14 protein-coding genes are annotated in these 13,353 nt (G+C 71.0%); 8 read left to right on the forward strand and 6 right to left on the reverse strand.

Going from position 1 to position 13,353, the window contains the following annotated elements; all coding sequences use genetic code 11:
• Nucleotides 1-44 precede the first annotated feature (44 nt).
• The gene (locus tag KVT44_RS22130) at nt 45-1,325 is read left to right on the forward strand and encodes a PucR family transcriptional regulator (RefSeq protein WP_217568248.1); all 1,281 of its coding nucleotides are present in this window, start codon (nt 45-47) and stop codon (nt 1,323-1,325) included.
• 23 nt (nt 1,326-1,348) lie between these two features.
• On the opposite strand, the gene KVT44_RS22135 is transcribed toward KVT44_RS22130, so the two are convergent.
• The 4 genes from KVT44_RS22135 to KVT44_RS22150 form a co-directional block, all read right to left on the reverse strand.
• Complete coding sequence (locus KVT44_RS22135; protein WP_217568249.1) at nt 1,349-2,452, reverse strand: abortive phage infection protein; 1,104 nt, start codon at nt 2,450-2,452, stop codon at nt 1,349-1,351.
• Between the two features lie 117 nt (nt 2,453-2,569).
• Nucleotides 2,570-2,959: a hypothetical protein gene (locus tag KVT44_RS22140; RefSeq protein ID WP_217568250.1), complete on the reverse strand. Its 390-nt coding sequence runs from the start codon at nt 2,957-2,959 to the stop codon at nt 2,570-2,572.
• A gap of 44 nt (nt 2,960-3,003) precedes the next feature.
• Entirely contained in the window at nt 3,004-3,669 is a 666-nt protein-coding gene (locus KVT44_RS22145; protein ID WP_217568251.1) for a class I SAM-dependent methyltransferase, read from the reverse strand.
• Between the two features lie 47 nt (nt 3,670-3,716).
• Nucleotides 3,717-4,733, reverse strand: a complete 1,017-nt coding sequence (locus KVT44_RS22150; RefSeq protein ID WP_217568252.1) for a zinc-binding dehydrogenase — start codon at nt 4,731-4,733, stop codon at nt 3,717-3,719.
• 117 nt (nt 4,734-4,850) lie between these two features.
• On the opposite strand from KVT44_RS22150, the gene KVT44_RS22155 reads away from it, so the two are divergent.
• Both KVT44_RS22155 and KVT44_RS22160 read left to right on the forward strand, forming a co-directional pair.
• Nucleotides 4,851-5,186: a helix-turn-helix transcriptional regulator gene (locus KVT44_RS22155; protein WP_190169871.1), complete on the forward strand. Its 336-nt coding sequence runs from the start codon at nt 4,851-4,853 to the stop codon at nt 5,184-5,186.
• A gap of 43 nt (nt 5,187-5,229) precedes the next feature.
• The gene (locus tag KVT44_RS22160; protein ID WP_308314071.1) at nt 5,230-5,832 is read left to right on the forward strand and encodes a hypothetical protein; all 603 of its coding nucleotides are present in this window, start codon (nt 5,230-5,232) and stop codon (nt 5,830-5,832) included.
• A 4-nt stretch (nt 5,833-5,836) separates the two neighbouring features.
• On the opposite strand, the gene KVT44_RS22165 is transcribed toward KVT44_RS22160, so the two are convergent.
• The gene (locus KVT44_RS22165; RefSeq protein ID WP_099921228.1) at nt 5,837-7,228 is read right to left on the reverse strand and encodes a cytosine permease; all 1,392 of its coding nucleotides are present in this window, start codon (nt 7,226-7,228) and stop codon (nt 5,837-5,839) included.
• Between the two features lie 89 nt (nt 7,229-7,317).
• Entirely contained in the window at nt 7,318-7,725 is a 408-nt protein-coding gene (locus tag KVT44_RS22170) for a PLD nuclease N-terminal domain-containing protein (RefSeq protein WP_054232126.1), read from the reverse strand.
• 529 nt (nt 7,726-8,254) lie between these two features.
• Between KVT44_RS22170 and KVT44_RS22175 the strand changes: the two genes are divergently transcribed.
• From KVT44_RS22175 to mqnE, 5 genes are all read left to right on the forward strand, one after another.
• Nucleotides 8,255-9,712: a menaquinone biosynthesis decarboxylase gene (locus KVT44_RS22175; protein ID WP_099921226.1), complete on the forward strand. Its 1,458-nt coding sequence runs from the start codon at nt 8,255-8,257 to the stop codon at nt 9,710-9,712.
• A gap of 46 nt (nt 9,713-9,758) precedes the next feature.
• On the forward strand, nt 9,759-10,664 hold the full coding sequence (mqnP, locus tag KVT44_RS22180; RefSeq protein WP_099921225.1) for a menaquinone biosynthesis prenyltransferase MqnP: 906 nt from the start codon (nt 9,759-9,761) through the stop codon (nt 10,662-10,664).
• Between the two features lie 31 nt (nt 10,665-10,695).
• Nucleotides 10,696-11,370, forward strand: a complete 675-nt coding sequence (locus KVT44_RS22185; RefSeq protein ID WP_099921224.1) for a UbiX family flavin prenyltransferase — start codon at nt 10,696-10,698, stop codon at nt 11,368-11,370.
• Nucleotides 11,371-11,503: 133 nt separating this feature from the next.
• Nucleotides 11,504-11,959 carry an Lrp/AsnC family transcriptional regulator gene (locus KVT44_RS22190; RefSeq protein ID WP_054232130.1) on the forward strand — a complete coding sequence of 152 codons (456 nt, stop codon included), beginning with the start codon at nt 11,504-11,506 and terminating at the stop codon, nt 11,957-11,959.
• 86 nt (nt 11,960-12,045) lie between these two features.
• Nucleotides 12,046-13,209, forward strand: a complete 1,164-nt coding sequence (gene mqnE, locus KVT44_RS22195; RefSeq protein WP_217568254.1) for an aminofutalosine synthase MqnE — start codon at nt 12,046-12,048, stop codon at nt 13,207-13,209.
• Nucleotides 13,210-13,353: the final 144 nt, after the last annotated feature.

The raw sequence follows: 13,353 nt of genomic DNA on the forward strand, positions 1-13,353 counted from the left end.
CAAGCCGCACCCGGACGGACTGTCAGCGCCTGAAGGAGGTTCCCGTGCCCGCACTCACCCTCCGCGACATCCTGGCCCTCGATCCCGTCCGCGGCAGCGAGCCCGAACTCCTCGCGGGCGAAGGCGCCCTGGACCGCCCGGTCCGCTGGGTGCATTCGAGCGAGGTGTACGAGGGGGCGAACTTCCTCGACGGCGGCGAACTGCTCCTCACCAACGGCTTCGGGCTGACCGACGCGGACGAGGACACCCGGCGGCGCTACGTCCGCGAGCTGACCGCGCGCGGAGCGGCGGGGCTCGCGGTGGAGGTCGGACGGTCGCTGGTGCGGATGCCGGAGGAGGTCGTCGACGAGGCGCGGCGGCTCGGGCTGCCGCTGCTCGCCCTGCACCGGGTGGTGCCCTTCGTCCGCATCACCGAGGCCGCCAACCGGGCGATCGTGGCGCGCGGCCTGTCCGGGCGGGCGGCGTCCATGCGGCCCTGGGGCGGTGACCACACCGCCGCCCTGCTCGCCGACCTCGCCGACGGGCAGGCCCTCAACCAGCCCGAGGTGGAGGCACGCGCGGCGCTCGCCGGGTTCCATCCGGGGCCGGGCGCGCGGCTGGTCGGGGTGTCGGCGCACGGGGCGCGCGAGCTGGGCATGGTCGACCGGGCGGCGCGCTCGCTGGGCGGGGTCGCGGTGCTGCGGGCGGCGTTCCCGGGGGACGTACTGGCGCTGGTGGCGATGCCGGACGACGCCGTACGGGCGGTGACAGCGCGGCGTGATGTCGTACGGGCCGTGCAGGAGGCCTTCCGGACGGTCGCCGAGGCCGGGGTGACCGTGGCGGTCGGACACGCGGTCCTCGCGGGCGGCGGCTGGCTGCGCTGGAGCGAGACTCTGCGGGCGGCCCGGACGACCCTGGAACTGGCGCTCACCGTGCCGTCCGCCGAACCAGGCCCGACCGGCGGCCCCGTCGTCACCTCCTCCCGCGCCCTCACCCTGGAACGCGAGCTGACCCGAGGCGGCGTGGACGCCAACCGCGACCGCCTCGCCCGCCTGGTCCAGCACACCCTGGGTCCCCTGCTGGCCTGGGAGGCCGCCCATCCCAGCGACCTCGTCCGCACTCTGGAGATCCACCTCCGCCACGGCTGCTCACCCACCCGCACGGCGGCCCTGCTCCACATCGGCCGCCAGTCCCTCTACCAGCGCCTGGAACGCATCGAATCCCTCCTGGGCCTGGAGATCGACGACCCGGACCTCCTGGGCGAACTGCTCGCGGCCCTGTGCGCGCACCGGATCGTGCGGGGGGTGCCGGCGACCGCGGACGGTGGCCTGCGGACGGTGGCCTGACCTGCCCCGGTCCGCTCCGGCCGTCAGCAGGTGTGTGCGCGGGCCCGTGCGTACTGCCGGGCCAGCGCGCGGAAGGACTCCTTCGGCTCCCAGTGCCGTCCGCCGTGGCGGTCCTCGATCGTCTTCACGATGCCGTAGCTCGCCATGTCGAGGTCGTGGCGGGGGTCGCGGGGGCGGTGCAGGGCGTCGGGGGTGACGAAGGTGTACGCCATCGCCGAGTACAGGCCCATCGACTCGAACACCGACAGCACGTCCGTCAGATACGCGGCCTGGGTGCGCTCACTGCGGACGAGACCGCCCTTGATCTCCGGCGGCTCCTTGCCGTAGTCGACGACGTCCCAGCCCATGCCGCCCTTCTCCGGCGCGCCCTCGAAGGTGCAACAGCCGAACTCCATGACGGCGACGGGCTTCCCGAAGCGCCGCAGCGCGGCGAGGTCGCGGACGTAGGCGCTCCGGTCCCGGAAGTAGCCGTAGTAGTCGACACCGACGAGGTCGAAGAGGCCCCAGTCGACGTCCTCGTCCTGCGAGGCGGCGTACGTGAGCCGCCCGTGGAAGACGGACCTGCCCACGGACGCCGCCTTCGCCGTGAACCGGTGCAGGCGCCGTGCCATCAGTACGGGATCGAAGTCGCCCTTGAGCAGATGCTCGACGCGCTCCTGGGCGTTGGCGCCGGGCACGATCCCGGGCACGTACAGCACGAACTCGCAGCCGACACTGAGATGCACTCCCGCGCCCCGTCGCCGCAGCCGCTCGGCGAACCGGCCCGTCTCCGCGAGGTGGTCGAGGATCTCGCGTTCCGGTACGTCGCCCAGGGTCGGCTCCAGCCAGACGTTCAGACCGAGCTCCGCCGCCTCGGCCGCGGTGGCGGTGAGCCGTTCGACGCCGTCGCCGGTGACCTTGACGGAGTCGGCGTGCAGGTCGTGCGCGATGGCGCGCAGGTCGCGGCGCATGCGCCCGGGGCTCCACCCGGTGCTCGGCGTCTCCCCGTCCGTCACTTCGTACACCACACCCCGGTACGTCAGCCCCGGCCGACGGCCCGTCACCCCGGCCCGCCCGACCGGCAGCACCACCGCGCCCCCGGCCCCCGCGGCCATCCCCATGAACCGTGCCCGAGTGATCCCCCGCATCGCGCCTCCCCGTGTCCGTCCCGCGGACCTCAGTCTGGGAAGCGGCCCTGCGCCCCGCAGTCCGCCGATGGTCTACGGACGGCCGACGAAAGTATCGGCGGGGCCCTCGAGCGCACGTCACACCTCGGACGCCGCCTCGGCGATGCCGTACGCCAGGGCGTCGAAGTTCTCCCGGTAGAAGCCCAGCCGGATGTGGAAGGGCTCCTGCAGGAACGCGCCCTCGCGCGAGACGAACATGGTCGGCGCGGTGGTCAGCGCGCTGTGTACCGCGTGCAGTTCCTCCGCGCGGAAGCGGATGTCGCGTGACTCCGTGTGCCCGCCGGAGAGGCGCTCGATGAGCGCGTCGACCGTCTCGCGGTCGGTACCGAGCCGCAGTCTCAGGGTCAGGTCACTGACGTCCCGGTGACGCACATGGCTCAGCGCCTCGCGCATCGCCGCCGTCTGGGCCGGAGTGAGCCGCGCGACGAACCCGTCCCCGTCCCGGCTCAGCTTGAACCGTGTTCTCATGCGTGTCCTCTCCCCGCCCCGCCCCTCGAAGGGAAACGTCGACGTCACACCGAGGGTTCCGGCCTGCGGGCCAGGACGAACGCCTGCGGGGTGTTCTCGCGGGCGTCGGCCTCGCGGACGAGGCGGGCGACCTCCACCAGCCCCGCCTCGCGCAGCAGCTCGGCGACGCGCTCGGCTGGGAAGCGGTAGACGTCGAGGTCCAGGTCATGGCCGTACGCGTGATCGAGGTGCACGCGCTCGTCGCCCACCTTGAAGGCGAGCAGCAGATGACCGCCCGGTGCCAGGATCCGGTGGAACTCACGGAAGAACAGCGGAAGTTCGTCCAGCGGCGTGTGCACGGTGGAGTACCAGGCGAGGGCCCCGGCGAGTGAAGCGTCCTCGATGCCGAGGTCCGTCATCGAGCCCACCTCGAAGCGGAGGTGCGGATGGCTCAGCCGGGCCACGGCGACCATCCGCGGCGACAGATCGATCCCGTACGCGTCCAGCCCGAGACTCTCCAGGTGGATCGTCACCCGCCCCGGCCCGCACCCGAGGTCCGCGACCTGCCCGCCCCCGCCGTCCCGCACCTTCTCCGCGAAGGCGGCGAGCATGGCCCGGTCGAAGGGCTTGTGCTCCAACTCGGCCTTGAGGAGCGTGTTGTAGTCGACGGCGACGGTGTCGTACGACGCCCTGGTGGCGTCCGGGCGGGAGGTCGCGGGGTGAGAGGCCATGGCGCGGGAGACTAGTCGGGGGGACTGACAAGCCCGGTGCGTGGTCGTCACGCGAGGTCGGCGTCCCCGTCCGTGCCGTGGGCGCGCAGCAACAGCTTTCCCGTGCTCGTCCGTGTTCCCATCAGCCGGTGTGCCTCCGCCGCGTCCGGCAGGGCGAACTCCGCCGTCACCGGCAGGGACACCACCCCGTCGACCACCGTCCGGAAGGCGCGTTCGGTGAGGGCGCGCAGTTCGGTCGGGGACGTCTGGGCCAGGGTGAGGATGGAGAAGCCGGAGACCGAGAGGGCCAGGGGGTAGAGGTCCGGCTGGCCCACCTGCCACGGCTGCGCCCCGCTCGCGTTGCCGAAGGAGACCAGGCGGCCGAAGGGGGCGAGGGAGTCGAGGGAGGCCCGGAGGGTTTCACCGCCGACCGGGTCGAGGGCCAGGTCGACCCCGCGACCGTCCGTCGCCTCGCGCACCTCCTTGGCGAAGGAGGGGGTGGTGCTGGAAGAGGTGACGAAGACCTCGTCGTAACCGTGCTCCCGCGCGTACTCGGCCTTCGCCGCGCTCGACACCACCCCGTGGACCGCCCCGGCCCCCGCCGCGCTCGCCAACTGCCCCAGCACCGTGCCCACCCCGCCCGCCGCCCCCTGCACGAGCACCGTCTCGCCGGGCTGGAGCCGGCCCACGGTGTGGATCAGGGCGTACGCGGTGGGCAGCACGGTGGGGAGGGTCGCGCCGGTGCGCAGGTCCACGCCGGGCGGCAGCGGGAAGACGGTCACCGCGTCGGCGACGACGACGTCCGCGTACGCGCCGCCCTGCGTCAGGGCCGCCACCTCCTGCCCCACGGCGAGGCCGGTGACCCCTGCGCCGAGGGCCCGGACGCGGCCCGAGACCTCCAGACCGGGGACGAAGGGCAGGGCGGGCACCCGGTAGCCGTCGGCCCGCGCCTTGAGGTCGGCGAAGTTCACACCGGTGTACGCCACGTCGATGCTCACCTGCCCCGGACCCGGCACGGGCACCTCCGCCTCGACGACCCTCAGTACCTCGGGACCGCCGTACTCCTGGATCTCGACCGCGCGCATGGCACACCTCTCACGAGAACTCATCCGCTCGACTGTTCAATGAAAACCGAACACTCGGGAGTGTATGGTTTCCATCGAACACTCGGCAAGGTGTCAAAGATCTGAGGGGAGTCGGGCGTGACGGAACGAGCGAGTCACCGGGCCGCCCCGGAACACACCCATCCCGACGACGTTCCGGTCCAGACCGCCCTCGCCGCCCTCGCCGACCCCGTACGCGTCACCCTCGTGAGGGAGTTGGCCGACTCGGCGGAGTGGACGCGGAGTTGCGGCAGCTTCGACGTGCCCGTCGGCAAGGCGGCCCTCAGCCACCACTTCGCGGTGCTGCGCGGGGCGGGCCTGGTGGAGCAGCGCGACGAGGGCCCCAAGCGCGTCAACCGCCTGCGACGCGAGGAGTTCGAGGCCCGCTTCCCCGGACTCCTCGACCTGGTTCTGCGTGAGGACCCGACGCACTGAACCGATTCGCCGCCTCCCGCGTCGAAGGGGCATGAAGAAGCGTGTGAGGGGTCGGACGGCCACCGGTGCCACCGTGACCGGTTCCGTCGTGCTGCTGGGGGCGCTGCTCCAGGGATCGAGCGCCGTCGCGCAGGCCGAGCCCGCGCACGCCGCGCCCGTCACCGCCACCTGCGTCGGCACACGGCCGGCCGGGAGCCTTCCCGACCGCGGCGCCGAGGACTTCACCCCGCTGGACCGCACCCTGGCCTACGTCGGCAGGATGGGCGAGTCCGCCCGCTACGCCGCCGTGTACACAGGCATGTCGGTCGACGAGGAGGACCGCGCCACGGACGTGTACCGCATGCCGTCCGCCTCCTTCGACGCCGACCTCTGCGGCGCCGCCGAGAAGGGCGTAACAGTGCGGCTGCACGACACCGATGCCAACCGGACCGACCTGGAGGCCCTCGCCGACCGGATCGCCGAGGACATGACCCGCTGGAACGGCACCTTCGACCTGCGCGAAGTCGGCGTGGACGAGGCCGGGTTCGTGTTCGTGGGCGTCGACGACCCCACCACCGCCGCGCCCCTCCTCAAGAAGGCGTTCGGCGCACGGCACATCGAGGTGGGGTACGCCGAACAGGCCTCGCTGCTGAGCACCACCGGCTGACCGCTCAGCCCGTGCGGGGCGCCCGCCGCAGCAGCGCGTACAGCGCCGCGCTCACCGCGAAGCCCACCAGGCAGGTGATGTCGCCGAAGGACGCCCAGTGCTTCGGCACCCAGCCGACGTACTTCTCCTGGTTGGAGAAGAGCGGGACCGAGACCGCCACGCCGACCAACAGGGCGGTGATACCGGTCCAGTTGGTGAACGCGCGGTCGCCCAGGCGCCGGGCCGGCTCGTCGTCCGGCGTACGGGTCCGCAACCACCGCTCCACCAGCACCACTCCCAGCCACGGTCCGATCCAGTACGCGATGACCAGCAGGAACGCCTCGTACGCATGCCCGGCGTCGGACAGCGACGCCCACGCCGCCGCCGTACCCACCACGCCCGAGAGCACCACCAGCGCGCCGCGCCCCAGCCAGGCCGGCAGCCGCAGGCCGAGCGAGGTGATGGACATGGCGGAGGAGTAGACGTTCAGCGCGTTCGCCGAGATGCCGCCCAGGATGATGGAGAGCAGCACCAGGTCGCCGAGCCAGGACGGGAGATGACCGGTGAAGGCGGCCGTCGGGGTCGCGCCGGCGGGGGCCGCGATCGTCGCCGACGCCGCGCCGATGAGGGAGACGACCGCGACGGAGAGGAAGAGTCCGACGGCCGGGTAGAGGGCGGTCCTGAACCTGTTCGCCGTACGGGGGAGGTAGCGCGAGTAGTCCGTGGCGTACGGGTTCCAGCCCGCCGCGTACCCCCACGCCGTGCTGAACGCCAGCAGGAAGCCGCCGATGCCGCCGCCCCCGCCCGAGGCGCCCAGGTCCGCGTGGTCGAACGTCCACACCCCCGCCACCAGGAACACCACCGCCAGCGCCGGGAACGCGTACTTCTCGAAGGCGTGCACGAAGTTGTGGCCGATGAAGCCGATCACGATCTCGACCGCCACCACCAGCAGCAGGGAGGGCAGGGGGCGCAGACCCGTCAGCGTGTTCAGCGCGAACGCGGCGCTCACGCTGTTCACGGCGAACCAGCCCACGCCCGCCACCAGGGCGTTCACTCCGGCCGGCAGCAGATTGCCCCGGTAGCCGAAGGAGAGGCGGCCGATCACCATCTGCGGGACGCCGAACCGGGGTCCGTCGAGGGACAGGACGCCTTGCGTCAGCGCGCCCAGCGCCGTGCCCAGCAGCAGTGCCGCGGCCGCCTGCCAGAAGTTCAGTCCGAAGAAGAGGACCGAGATCACGCCGATGTACACGGTCGCGAACTCGATGTTCGGGGAGGCCCAGGTCCACAGCAACTGGAGCGGGCTGCCGTGGCGTTCGGCGTCGGGGATCGGTTCCGAGCCCGCCGTCTCGACGGCGATGACTCGGTCGCCGTACTCGGGCGTGATCGGTGCGGTGGTGCCGGCGGGAGCGGTCGTCATGCACCGTAAGTGTCCGGGGCCCCGTCAGCCCCGGCCAGAGGCGCACTGTCCGTTCCGGGAGGCTCGTCGGCGTACACCTTGTACGGGCGTCAGCTCTCGGACTCCTCGCCGGCCTCGCGCCGGCGCAGCTCCTCCTCGCGGCGCCGCAGGTCGGCCTCCCAGTCCTTCAGGAGTGCCTCGTCCTTGACGTTCTTGGAGGGGGCGGGCTCCGTGCTGAGGGAGTTCAGGAACTCGGGGTTGTCGTCGGGGGCGACGTACTGCGGGCGCTGCTCGCGGTGCCACTCGGAGGGCGTGACGCCCCGGGTCGGGCCCCGGCCGACCTTGCCCGCGACGAGCCAGGCGATCGGGCCGACGAGGACTTCTCCGAAGAGCAGGATGACGATCACCCACACCACCTTGGGCAGGCCGCGGACCTCTTCCTCCGGCGTGTTCAGGCAGTCGATGAACGAGTAGATCCACAGCGCCAGGACCAGCAGGAACGGCAGATACCTGAGCATGGCGGAACGGTCCCCCAGTGGACGGTGGCGGGGCGGTGCGGGCCCCGGTGACGCGCACAGGGTAGCGGCTGACTTCAACGGGGGGATGACACTTTCCCCCGCCCCCACCGCCCCAGGGGGCTACGCCCCGGATGCCCCGTGCGTCCGGTGGTTGTTCGGCCGCGGGCCGGTGGGGGCTGGTCGCGCAGTTCCCCGCGCCCCTAAAAGCCTCGGCCCGCCCGGCGTTTGCGGGCGAAGCCGGAGACCGCACCCCACCCACCCCGGTCCGCGTCTTTCAGCCTGTCCGGCGTTTGAGGACGAGGCCGGAGGCCGATGCCCTGCCCACCCCGTCTACCCACCCACCCTGGCCCGCATATTTCAGCCCGTCCGGCGTTTGAGGACGAGGCCGTTCAGGCCGATCGGGGGTTTGGGGGCGGAGCCCCCGAGTGGGGATGGGACGGGTAGGGGCGGCGGGGGCGAGAGGGGTGGTCCTGCCCACGGCGGTGGGGCGCACGTCGGTGTCGGGTGGGCCTCAGCGATACTTGGACGCATGGCTTACGACGATCTTCGATCCCTGCTGAGGGCGCTGGAGCGCGAGGGCGACCTCAAGCGCATCAAGGCCGAGGTGGACCCGTATCTGGAGGTCGGGGAGATCGTCGACCGGGTGCAGAAGGCGGGTGGACCGGCGCTGCTCTTCGAGAACGTGCGCGGGTCCGCCATGCCGCTCGCCATGAATGTCTTCGGCACCGACCGGCGGCTGCTGAAGGCCCTCGGCCTGAAGTCGTACGGCGAGATCAGCGAGAAGATCGGCGGCCTGCTCAGGCCCGAACTCCCGCACGGCTTCGTCGGCGTACGCGAGGCCTTCGGCAAGCTCGGCGCGATGACCCACGTACCGCCGAAGAAGGTGAAGTCCGACAACGCGCCCGTGCAGGAAGTCGTGCTGCACGGGGAGGACGTCGACCTGGACGCCCTCCCCGCGCTCTTCACCTGGCCCCAGGACGGCGGCTCCTTCTTCAACCTCGGGCTCACCCACACCAAGGACCCGGAGAGCGGAATCCGCAACCTCGGGCTCTACCGCCTCCAGCGCCACGACAAGCGCACCATCGGCATGCACTGGCAGATCCACAAGGACAGCCGCAACCACTACCAGGTGGCGGCGAGAAGGGGAGAGCGACTGCCGGTCGCGATCGCCTTCGGGTGCCCGCCCGCCGTGACGTACGCCTCCACCGCCCCCCTGCCCGGTGACATCGACGAGTACCTCTTCGCCGGGTTCATCCAGGGCAAGCGGATCGAGATGGTGGACTGCAAGACCGTCCCGCTGCAGGTGCCCGCGAACGCGGAGGTCGTGCTCGAAGGGTGGCTGGAGCCGGGGGAGATGCTCCCGGAGGGGCCCTTCGGCGACCACACCGGGTTCTACACGCCGCAGGAGCCCTTCCCGGCGCTGACCATCGACTGCGTCACCATGCGCAAGCGCCCGCTGCTCCAGTCGATCGTCGTGGGGCGGCCCCCGACGGAGGACGGCCCCCTCGGACGGGCGACCGAACGCTTCTTCCTCCCCCTGCTGAAGATCATCGTGCCGGACATCGTGGACTACCACCTCCCCGAGGCCGGCGGTTTCCACAACTGCGCGATCATCGCGATCGACAAGAAATACCCCAAGCACGCCCAAAAGGTGATGCACGCCGTCTGGGGGGCGCACATGATGTCCCTCACGAAGCTCATCGTGGTCGTGGACTCGGACTGCGACGTCCACGATCTGCACGAGGTCGCGTGGCGGGCCCTCGGCAACACCGACTACGGCCGCGACCTCACCGTCGTCGAAGGCCCCGTCGACCATCTCGACCACGCCTCCTACCAGCAGTTCTGGGGCGGCAAGGCGGGCATCGACGCGACGAGGAAGTGGCCCGAGGAGGGCTACACCCGGGACGGGGGATGGCCGGAAATGGTTCTCTCCGACCCGGAGACGGCGGCGACGGTCGACCGCCGCTGGAAGGAGTACGGCCTGTGAGGTCCATCAACAGCGGACGGATCAACAGCGGACGGGCGGCCGGCCGGTGACCAGCGCATCCGCCGCGCTCCCGCAGCAGCCGGGGCGCACCAAGGCCTTCCTCCGGCTCGTCATGATCGAGCACTCCGTCTTCGCGCTGCCCTTCGCCTACATCGCCGCGCTGACCGCGATGTTCGAGTGGGACAGGAACGTCCACTGGGGCAGGCTGCTGCTCGTCACGATCGCGATGGTCGGGCTGCGCACGTTCGCGATGGCGGCGAACCGGATCATCGACCGCGAGATCGACGCCCGCAACCCGCGCACGGCCCACCGTGAGCTGGTCACCGGCGCGATGAGCGTGAAGCACGCGTGGACGGGCGCGCTGGTCGCACTGGTCTTCTTCCTGGGCGCCGCGGCCCTCCTGAACCCCCTGTGCCTGGCCCTCGCCCCCATCGCGGTGATCCCGATGGTGGTGTACCCGTACGGCAAACGGTTCACGAACTTCCCGCAGGCCATCCTGGGTCTGGCCCAGGCGATGGGCCCGATCGGCGGCTGGCTGGCGATCTCCGGCGAGTGGTCGTGGGACGCCGTCATCCTGGGGCTCGCGGTCGGGATCTGGATCGGCGGCTTCGACCTGATCTACGCCTGCCAGGACGTCGAGACGGACCGCGAGATCGGGGTCATGTCGGTACCGGCGCGCTTCGGCATCCCCGCCGCGATCTGGGGGGCGCGCGGCTGCCACGCCGTCACCACCGCCCTGTTCGCCTGGTACGCCGTCGCTACCGACGCGGGCGCGTTCTTCTGGCTGGGCCTGCTGATCGTCGCGGGCGCGTTCCTCTACGAGCACTCCATCGTGAAGCCGCACGACCTGTCCCGTCTGAACCGCGCGTTCTTCCAAGTCAACGGATTCATCGGCATCGCCCTGTTCGTGTGTGCCCTGCTCGATCTGCTGGTCCGCGGGCTCACGGTCTGAATCCCGACAGCCGCCGGATACCCTCGACATCATGAAGCCAGGACAGACGCAGCGCCGGCCTTGGATCGTGGGGGTGTCGGGTGCCTCCGGTACGCCGTACGCCGCCGCCGTGCTGCGGGCGCTCCTGGCGGCGGGGGAGAGCGTCGACCTGGTGGTCTCGCGCGCCTCCCGGCTCACGCTGCTCGACGAGACCGGCCTTCCCTTCCGGGACGCCCATTGGCAGGACGACCTGCGGGAATGGCTGGCGCGTGGTGCGGACGGCAAGCCCGGCACCTTCGACGTGCGCATCGAGGACGTACGGCACTGGAGCGCCGGTGACCTGGCGGCAGGGCCGTCCTCGGGCTCGTACCCCTCGAAGGGCATGCTGATCGTGCCGGCCTCGACGGCCTGCGTGGCCGGAGTCGCCCTGGGGCTGTCGAAGGATCTGCTGCAGCGCGCGGCGAGTGTGACGCTCAAGGAGGGGCGCAAGCTCGTCGTCGCCGTCCGCGAGACCCCTTTGAACGGGCAGACGCTGCGTCATCTGGTCTCCCTGGACGACGCGGGCGCCACCGTGCTGCCCGCCTCGCCGGCGTTCTACGCGGGGGCCACCCACATCCAGGACCTGGTGGACTTCGTCGCCGGGCGGGTGTTGGACGCGGCGGGCGTCGAACACGGGCTGTACCGCCGGTGGGAGGGCGAACTCGGCGGCGGTTCCCGAGCGACCTGAGCGGCCACGACCGAGCACCTGTGAAGCGAAGCACGCACGACCGGAGCACGCACGAGCACGCACGACCCGAGCACCACTGAGCAACATCGCACCACTCACGACTCACACACTTCAGCGGAAGGCTAGCGATCGCATGGACGCGGTGGACAGGCAGCTCATCCAGGCCCTGAGAGAGAACGGCCGGGCCTCCTACGCGGAGCTGGGGCGCCTCGTCGGTCTGTCGGGACCCAGCGTCACCGACCGCATCAACCGGCTGGAGGCGGCCGGGGTCATCACCGGTTACCGCGCCACCGTCGACTCCGCCTCGCTCGGTCTCGGCGTCACCGCCCTGATCGGCATCTCGCTCTCCGACGCCGCCGACCACGAGGACGTGGCCCGGCGGATGCGGGACCTCGGCGAGATCGAGGACTGCTGGTTCATCGCGGGCGACGACTCGTTCATGCTCAAGGTGCGGGCGAGTGATGTCGACGGGCTGGAGAAGACCATCCGACGGCTCTCGGGGACGAAGGGTGTCTCCCGGACCCGTACGACGATCGTGCTCTCCACGAAGTGGGAGAACCGGGTCGGAGAGCTGCCCGAAGAGGGTTAGGGCACGAAGTGCCTGATGGGGGCCCCTCCCGCCCGGAGGGTGGGGGAGTACGGTTTACGAAGGCTGTCTGAGGAAGAGGTAGAGGCATGGACGTCGGGCTCAAGCGCGAGCTGGAGCAGAAGGTTCGAGCCGGTGAGCGGCTGACCCGCGAAGACGGCATCGCGCTGTACGAGTCGGACGACCTGGCCTGGCTGGGCGGGCTCGCCCACGAGGTGCGCACGCGCAAGAACGGCGACGTCGTCCACTTCAACGTCAACCGCCACCTCAACATGACGAACGTGTGCACCGCGTCCTGCGCGTACTGCTCGTTCCAGCGCAAGCCGGGCGAGAAGGACGCGTACACGATGCGCATCGAGGAGGCCGTCCGCCTCGCCAAGGCGATGGAGAACGACAACCTCACCGAGCTGCACATCGTCAACGGCCTGCACCCGAACCTGCCGTGGCGCTACTACCCGCGGTCGCTGAGCGAGCTGAAGAAGGCCCTCCCGAACGTCTCCCTGAAGGCCTTCACGGCGACGGAGATCCACCACTTCGAGACCATCTCCGGGCTGTCGGCGTCGGAGATCCTCGACGAGCTGATCGAGGCGGGCCTCGAGTCCCTCACCGGTGGCGGCGCGGAGATCTTCGACTGGGAGGTCCGCCAGCACATCGTGGACCACCGCACGCACTGGGAGGACTGGTCGCGCATCCACCGGCTCGCGCACGAGAAGGGTCTGAAGACCCCGTGCACGATGCTGTACGGGCACATCGAGGAGCCCCGCCACCGCGTCGACCACGTCCTCAGGCTTCGTGAGCTCCAGGACGAGACCGGCGGCTTCCAGGTCTTCATCCCGCTGCGCTACCAGCACGACTTCGTGGACATGAAGGACGGCAAGGTCCGCAACCGGCTCCAGGCGCGCACCCAGATGGCGACCGGCGCCGAGGCCCTGAAGACCTTCGCCGTCTCCCGTCTTCTCTTCGACAACGTGCCGCACGTCAAGGTCTTCTGGGTGATGCACGGCGTGCAGACCGCGCAGCTCGCCCTCCAGCACGGTGCCGACGACATGGACGGCTCGGTCGTCGAGTACAAGATCACTCACGACGCGGACAACTACGGCACGCCGAACAAGCTGACCCGCGAGGACCTGCTCGAGCTGATCCGCGACGCGGGCTTCCAGCCGGTCGAGCGCAACACCCGCTACGAGATCATCCGCGAGTACGACGGCCCGGACCCGGCGCGCCGCGAGTCGCCGCAGCCGATGCGCGTCTGACGCTCCGCGGTCCGGTCGTACGCCCATGACGGCCCCGGTGCCGGTTCCCTCCTCGCGGAGGGGGCCGGCACTTCGCTTCGTCCGACGACTCCGTCCTCGTGTTCCGGAAGTTCAACCCGGCGTGGACGGGTGACATCCGCAGTT

It is taken from the genome of Streptomyces sp. GbtcB7 (assembly GCF_019091445.1).
GTDB lineage: Bacteria > Actinomycetota > Actinomycetes > Streptomycetales > Streptomycetaceae > Streptomyces > Streptomyces mirabilis.

What these genes read in the sequence shown, in the direction of transcription:
- KVT44_RS22135 (WP_217568249.1), bottom strand. Translation starts at nt 2,452, where the DNA reads ATGCGGGGGATCACTCGGGCACGGTTCATGGGGATGGCCGCGGGGGCC.
- KVT44_RS22140 (WP_217568250.1), bottom strand. Translation starts at nt 2,959, where the DNA reads ATGAGAACACGGTTCAAGCTGAGCCGGGACGGGGACGGGTTCGTCGCG.
- KVT44_RS22145 (WP_217568251.1), bottom strand. Translation starts at nt 3,669, where the DNA reads ATGGCCTCTCACCCCGCGACCTCCCGCCCGGACGCCACCAGGGCGTCG.
- KVT44_RS22150 (WP_217568252.1), bottom strand. Translation starts at nt 4,733, where the DNA reads ATGCGCGCGGTCGAGATCCAGGAGTACGGCGGTCCCGAGGTACTGAGG.
- KVT44_RS22165 (WP_099921228.1), bottom strand. Translation starts at nt 7,228, where the DNA reads ATGACGACCGCTCCCGCCGGCACCACCGCACCGATCACGCCCGAGTAC.
- KVT44_RS22170 (WP_054232126.1), bottom strand. Translation starts at nt 7,725, where the DNA reads ATGCTCAGGTATCTGCCGTTCCTGCTGGTCCTGGCGCTGTGGATCTAC.
- KVT44_RS22175 (WP_099921226.1), top strand. Translation starts at nt 8,255, where the DNA reads ATGGCTTACGACGATCTTCGATCCCTGCTGAGGGCGCTGGAGCGCGAG.
- KVT44_RS22185 (WP_099921224.1), top strand. Translation starts at nt 10,696, where the DNA reads ATGAAGCCAGGACAGACGCAGCGCCGGCCTTGGATCGTGGGGGTGTCG.
- KVT44_RS22190 (WP_054232130.1), top strand. Translation starts at nt 11,504, where the DNA reads ATGGACGCGGTGGACAGGCAGCTCATCCAGGCCCTGAGAGAGAACGGC.
- mqnE (WP_217568254.1), top strand. Translation starts at nt 12,046, where the DNA reads ATGGACGTCGGGCTCAAGCGCGAGCTGGAGCAGAAGGTTCGAGCCGGT.